At 73.3% G+C, this 5,649-nt stretch carries 5 protein-coding genes; 2 read left to right on the forward strand and 3 right to left on the reverse strand.

The window, feature by feature from the left end; all coding sequences use genetic code 11:
- Positions 1-723, forward strand: a 723-nt coding sequence (locus AEQ27_RS00530; RefSeq protein WP_161805430.1) for a hypothetical protein, incomplete at its 5' end; no start/stop codon positions are given.
- Positions 720-1,373 carry a hypothetical protein gene (locus AEQ27_RS00535; protein ID WP_054144913.1) on the forward strand — a complete coding sequence of 218 codons (654 nt, stop codon included), beginning with the start codon at positions 720-722 and terminating at the stop codon, positions 1,371-1,373. The genes AEQ27_RS00530 and AEQ27_RS00535, both read left to right, overlap by 4 nt.
- Before the next feature lie 120 nt (positions 1,374-1,493).
- On the opposite strand, the gene AEQ27_RS00540 is transcribed toward AEQ27_RS00535, so the two are convergent.
- From AEQ27_RS00540 to AEQ27_RS00550, 3 genes are all read right to left on the reverse strand, one after another.
- Positions 1,494-2,000, reverse strand: coding sequence for a DinB family protein (locus AEQ27_RS00540; RefSeq protein ID WP_054144914.1), 507 nt, complete (start codon positions 1,998-2,000; stop codon positions 1,494-1,496).
- A 169-nt stretch (positions 2,001-2,169) separates the two neighbouring features.
- Entirely contained in the window at positions 2,170-2,682 is a 513-nt protein-coding gene (locus AEQ27_RS00545; RefSeq protein ID WP_054144915.1) for a MarR family winged helix-turn-helix transcriptional regulator, read from the reverse strand.
- Between the two features lie 382 nt (positions 2,683-3,064).
- A complete protein-coding gene (locus tag AEQ27_RS00550; protein WP_082383106.1) occupies positions 3,065-5,458 on the reverse strand; it encodes a GNAT family N-acetyltransferase in 2,394 nt (797 codons plus the stop codon).
- Positions 5,459-5,649: the final 191 nt, after the last annotated feature.

Raw genomic sequence — 5,649 nt, forward strand, 5'->3', positions numbered from 1 at the left:
ACCCGTGACCGCCCCGGCTTGCTGCGCGTGCGCCTGGAGAACCGGTGGCGGTGGCACGTGGTCGACCCGTCGCTCGACGCGGCGACGGCCGACGCAGCGGTGGCCGAACTGCGGCGGCGGAATGCGGGGACGTACGTCGGACCGGTACGGAGGGTCGTGCGGTACACGCCGTGGCTCGCGTTCGTGCTGGCGTTCGTCGCGGGGAGCGCCCGGCTTGGCGTCCTGCTCGGGGCGGGGCGACTGACCGAGCCGTTGGCGGAGGGGACCGTCAACGTCGTGGTCGGCATGGCCCTGTTCGTCGGTGCGGCTTTCGCCGCCTGGGGTGTGTGGACGGTGACGACCCCCGACCTGCCGATGCCGGTCACGGCCCCCGACGTGGTCGAGGTGGACGACGAGGTCCTCGCCTGGGTCACCGACGAGACAGCCGCCTCGGCCGTGTGGCGGCTGAACGACGTGGTGTCGCTGTACACCGAGCTCGTCGAGGCGTCGTGGACGGTCGAGGACCTCCTCCACGGTTACGTCGACGCCGATGGCGACGGCGAGCTGGAGTTCGCGGGTGACCCGGCACTTCGGCTCGACTTGCCGATCGACGGCCGCGTGGACGCTCCGGCACTCGTCGCCCTCCGCTCGGCGATCGGCGACGCCGCCGAGGCGCTCCGGGCCGTCGCGGGACCGCTGGGGTTCGAACCCGATCGCGTGCTGACGAGGGACGACGCGGCATGACGGCCTTCGTGAGCGTCGCCCAGGCAGGAGTCGAGACCCACTACCTCGTCGCCGATCCCTCCGTCCCTCTCGACGTCGCCACGGAGGTCGTGCGTCGCCGGGCCTTCGTCCCCAACGGTTCGGCGGGCGTGCGTGTGGCCCTCGGGGCAGGCGTCGCGCTCGGGGTGGCCGCAGCATGGTGGCTCGCCTGGCACGTGGCGGGCTGGCGGGAACCACCTTCGTTCGTCGTACCGGCGGCCGTCGGTGCGTCAGCGGGTGCGGCGGTCTCGGCGGGTCTCCGTGCCCTCGCCCGCTGGATCGAGGGATTCGGGACGCGTGCCCGGGTGCGTGCCGGGCACCGCTCACGAGCGGAGGTGCCCGGGGTCCTCGAGTACGTGCCCGTCGAGGTGCGGCGGTGGGCGGAGTCCGTACCCGCCCCCGCGGCGGACGTCGTGGACCTCGCACGGTCATGGACGGCGGCCCGGTCGGCGGCCACGTCGGTGGAGCTCTGGCGTCGCGTCACGTCCGAGGGCAGTCAGCCACACGCCGACGCCGTCGTCCGGCCGGTGCTCACCGCCGAGTACGAGGCGCGCCGGGCCGAACTCGACGAGCTGGCCGCGCGGCTCGGTTTCACGGTGCCGGCCGACTTGCCGCCGTCCCTCGACGACTGAACCCGCGCCTCCTGCGCTCGTGAGACCCCAGGAAGTCGGCGAGACACCCGCGCGCGCGAGAGGGTCTCGGCGGATTCCTGGGGTCTCGGCGCAGCGGCCGGCGGGCGGCAGGCGGCGGGGCTAGCGGCGGTCGAGCAGGCCGCGCACGTAGGAGGCCTGGCCGAGGTGCTGCACGCAGTCGTTCAAGATGCTCACGAGGCGGGCTCCGGCCGTGACGGGAGGGTCCCACGCCTCGTCGACCACGTCGTCGTACGAGGCGCCGTCGAGGTCGTCCAGGTAGCCCCGCGTCCGCAGCGTGACGGCCTCCAGGTAGCCGATCAACAGCTCGGCGTCGACCCGCACCGCGGCCACGTCGGCCGGTGACATGCCGTAGCCCATCTCGGCCGACGGGAACGGCAGCGCGAACGACTCGGCCCAGCCGTCGGCCGTCCAGACCTGGTCGGACGCGGCGAGGTCGGCGATCTGGACGTCCTGCCCGCGGGCGGTGTGCCAGACGAGCCAGGCGATCGTGTTCGCCTCGTCGTCCGGACGCCAGGCGAGGTCGTCGACCGAGAGGTCGGCGACCGCCCGGACGGCGATGGCGGGGAGGCGCGAGAAGGCTTCGACGAGGACGTCCGAGGGGGTCATCGGCCCACCCTACGACCGGCCGCGCGCGCCGGTGCGGGTCGCCCGGATCATCCAGGCGACGTCGAACCACCGGAGTGGCGTCGAACCACCGACATGCGTGGTTCGACGCCACATCGGTGGTTCGACCCGGTGCTGGTCCGACCCGGTGCTGGTCCGATCCGGCGGCCGCTCAGGCCTCGGGAGCGCCGACGACGTCGTCGCCGGCCGCGGCGCGCGTCAGCGAGTCGCCGATCGCACGCATCGCCGCCGCGAGGAAGTCGAGGTGGTTCGGGTCGACCGCGTCGCGGAACGCCCGGCGGTAGAAGTCGTGGATCTGGTCGATCGCCTCGCGGCCGGCCGGGGCCAGCTCGAGCAGCACGCTGCGTCGGTCGGAGGGGTGCGGCTGGCGCGTGATGTACCCGCCGGTCTCGAGCCGGTCGACCAGGCTCGTGGTCGCCCCGGGCGACAGCTCGAGGAACTCGGCGGCGCGCTTGGGGGTCGTGTCGTGGTCCGTCGCGATGAACGTCAGGCAGCGGAGGTCGGTGGTCCCCATGCCGAAGTGGTCGGCGACGACCTTCTGCACGCGCTCGCCCTGGCGTTGCAACGACGCGTAGGCCGTGAGCACGAGGGTCACGTCGAGTTGGCCCTCGTCGTCGAGGGGCGGAGGGGAGCCGGCGGGCGGCTGGGGCGAGACGTCGGACATGGCGGGCTCTCTGCTGGCGGGACGGCGACGCGAGGACGGAGCGAAGGCGGGGAGGCGCGGCGAAGGACGCCACGGACGACCAGGATAGCTCGTCGGTTGAGTTGTACGAGCTTCGAATCACCCGGCGATCCGCAGCCGACGCCCAGCCGCACCTCGTTGCCATCCCCTTGCTCGACGAGTATCTTGAAATTCGAGCAATTCGACGGCGGTACCGTCGGTCGGAGGGCTCGACCCGCTGCCGGTGGTTCTCCCCCTGTGACCGGCAGTGGCCCCGCACGGCCCGTGGCCTCATGCGGACCGGGTGGTGGCCGACCGTGAATCGGCCACCACCTCCCAGGGGTGGGGGCGGCCCGACCGCTCCCGCCCCGGGGACGCCGCCTCGCTACCGTGCGATCGGGTTCGCCAGCGTCCCGGCGTAGATCAGCGACGACGACTGCGCCGCGAGGTCGACCATCTGACGGGTGTCACGCAGCTGCAACCGGTTGAGGCACGAGTGGTCGAAGCGCGCCGCCCGCAGGTCGACCGCCCCCGGCAGGTCCGGGTGTTCGTCGGCGTGCCGGTCGACGCACTCGGCCACGAGCGCCCAGAACCGGGCCGCGGGCAGCACGCCGTCGCCGTCGAGGATGGCGGCCAGATGGCGGAACACCCCGTCGAACACGTCGGTGAAGACCGCCAACGCCTTCTCGTGGTCGTCGACCGGGTGCACGGTGCGCCGGACGGCCTCGGGGACTTCGCGCGGGGCGACGACGACGATCTCCTCGCCGATGTCCTTCATGAACGCCGCCGTCGGCACGCAGCCCTCGAGCACGAGGATGACGTTCTCGCCGTGCGGCATGAACGCCAGGTCGTGCGCCCGCAGGCAGTGCACGACCGGGCGCAGGTACGCGTGCAGGTACGACCGCAGCCACGTCTCGGCCCCGATCCCCGAGGCCTTCACCAGCGCCGAGGCGAGCGCGTCGCCGGCCCCGTCGCGGTGCAGCAGCGCCGCCATGGTGGCGAGCCGCTCGCCCGGCCCGACCAGCGGCACCGGACTCTCGCGCCAGAGCGCGGCGATCATCTTGCGGTGCGGCGACGAGGTCGTCGTCCGGTGGTAGACGTCACCGGTGTAGCCGACGGAGGCGCGCTCCCTCAGGATACGGAACCGCGCCTCCTGCAGGGTCGCGTCGGTCCGCACGAGGTCGTGCACCCAGTCGTTGATCGCGGGCGTCGGCCTCATGTAGGCCGGCGACAGACCGCGGACGAAGCCCATGTTCTGGATCGCCAGCGCCGTCTTGACGTAGTGCCGGTCGGGACGGCTGCGGTTCGCGAAGGTGCGGATCGACTGCTGCGCCTGGTACGTGTCGTCGCCCTCGCCGAGCAGCACGAGGTCGCGCCGGGCGACGTCCGGAGCGAACGAGATCGCGACGCGGTGCTGCCACTGCCACGGGTGGACCGGCAGGTAGTGGAACGCGGCCGGGTCGAGGCCCTTCGCGGCGAGGGTCGCGTCGAACCGGGCGACGGTCTCGGGGCCCAGCTCGGCCTGCCACAGCGATCGCTCGTCGAGTCCCGCACCGAGCGCCAGGTGGGTCGCCGACCGCCGGGCGGCGAGCCAGACCAGTCGCACGGGCGCCGCGGCCTCGGGGGCGAAGGCGTGGAACTCGTCGAGTCCGAGACCGATGCGCCCGGCGTTCGCGACGAAGCCCGGGTGCCCCTCGGTCATCGCGGCCTCGACGGTCTGGAAGTCCGCGGTGGTCAGCTGCTCGGCGGTCGGACCGCCCCGGTGCCGCTTGTAGGCGGCGCTCGCCAGGGTCGACGACACCTCCTCGAGGTAGGTGGCGAGGAGTGACTCGGGGATGCCGAGCAGGTCGTCGAGCTCGACGATCAGCGCGAGGGCGTCGAGGGGTTCGGGGTGGCCGTCGACCGTGCGCGTGACCGTCGTCACGTCGATCACCCAGTGCTCGAGGGCCTGTCGGCGGGCGGCGAAACGGTAGTCGACGCGGTGGCCGTCGTGGTCGAGCGAGACCCGCCAGGGGCCGTCGGTCGAGGCGGTCTCGTCGTCGGGGGCGGTGCCGTCGGCCACCGGGGCGATCAGCCGCTCGTGGGCGAACTCGCTCAGCGCCTTGGCCACGAGGTGGCGATGCGCCCACTCCGTCGGGCCGGGGGCGAGGTGCGACGCGGCCCGGTCGTGTCGCGTCAGCACCGAGAGTCGCGCCGGCTTGGCGGACAGCTCGGCCTCGCCGAGCGCCCGGAACCCCACCTCGTCGTTCTTCGCCGCGATGCGGTCGTTCGCCACGTCGGGCTCGACCACGATCCGCCGGGCCTGCTCGATCTCGAAGACGAAGTCGACGACGCTCGCCATCACGGCGCTGGTCAGCCCGTGCACGCGCTGCCCCCGGGGTGGGGCGACGAGCAGGTGCATGCCCACGTCGCCCGGCTCGGCGTCGTGCACCTCGGTGAGCAGCACCTCGGCGGGGTCGTAGGTCTCGACGAAGAACGTCGGCTCGCCGTCGACCCGCCCGAGCCAGGCCTGCTGGTGCGGGTCGGCCTCGATCGCGGCCAGGTAGGCGCGCACCTCGTCGGTGCTCAGTCCCGCCATCTGCCACGCGGCCGACGCCGGGTGCGCCAGCCACCGGCGCAGGCAGACGGCGTAGGGGTCGGCGGCGAATGGCTCGATCGTGACGAGACCGCAGGAGGCGCGGCGCGAGAACGCCACGCCCGTCACCCGGTCGTCGGTGCGGGACGGTGCTGAGGGCTCTGTCGCGGGCGCGAGCGCCTCGGTGTCGTGGGTGGTGCTCATCGGGTGACCCGCGCCTCCTCGGTCGGTGTCGGTTCGGGCGGGCGGCCGCCGGGCCGAACCCGACCGCCGTCCCGGTCCGAGGCGTGCAATTCCCGACCGTCGCGGGGTGACACGCCGCTCACTTCCGCTCCGGAGGAGTCCTGCGCGCCGGACTTGTCGCGAATTGCACAGCCGGGGGCGGGGGCGGGGGC

It is taken from the genome of Frigoribacterium sp. RIT-PI-h (assembly GCF_001297205.1).
GTDB lineage: Bacteria > Actinomycetota > Actinomycetes > Actinomycetales > Microbacteriaceae > Frigoribacterium.

Coding starts and splice junctions, on each gene's coding strand:
- AEQ27_RS00535 (WP_054144913.1), top strand. CDS start 720: ATGACGGCCTTCGTGAGCGTCGCCCAGGCAGGAGTCGAGACCCACTAC.
- AEQ27_RS00540 (WP_054144914.1), bottom strand. CDS start 2,000: ATGACCCCCTCGGACGTCCTCGTCGAAGCCTTCTCGCGCCTCCCCGCC.
- AEQ27_RS00545 (WP_054144915.1), bottom strand. CDS start 2,682: ATGTCCGACGTCTCGCCCCAGCCGCCCGCCGGCTCCCCTCCGCCCCTC.
- AEQ27_RS00550 (WP_082383106.1), bottom strand. CDS start 5,458: ATGAGCACCACCCACGACACCGAGGCGCTCGCGCCCGCGACAGAGCCC.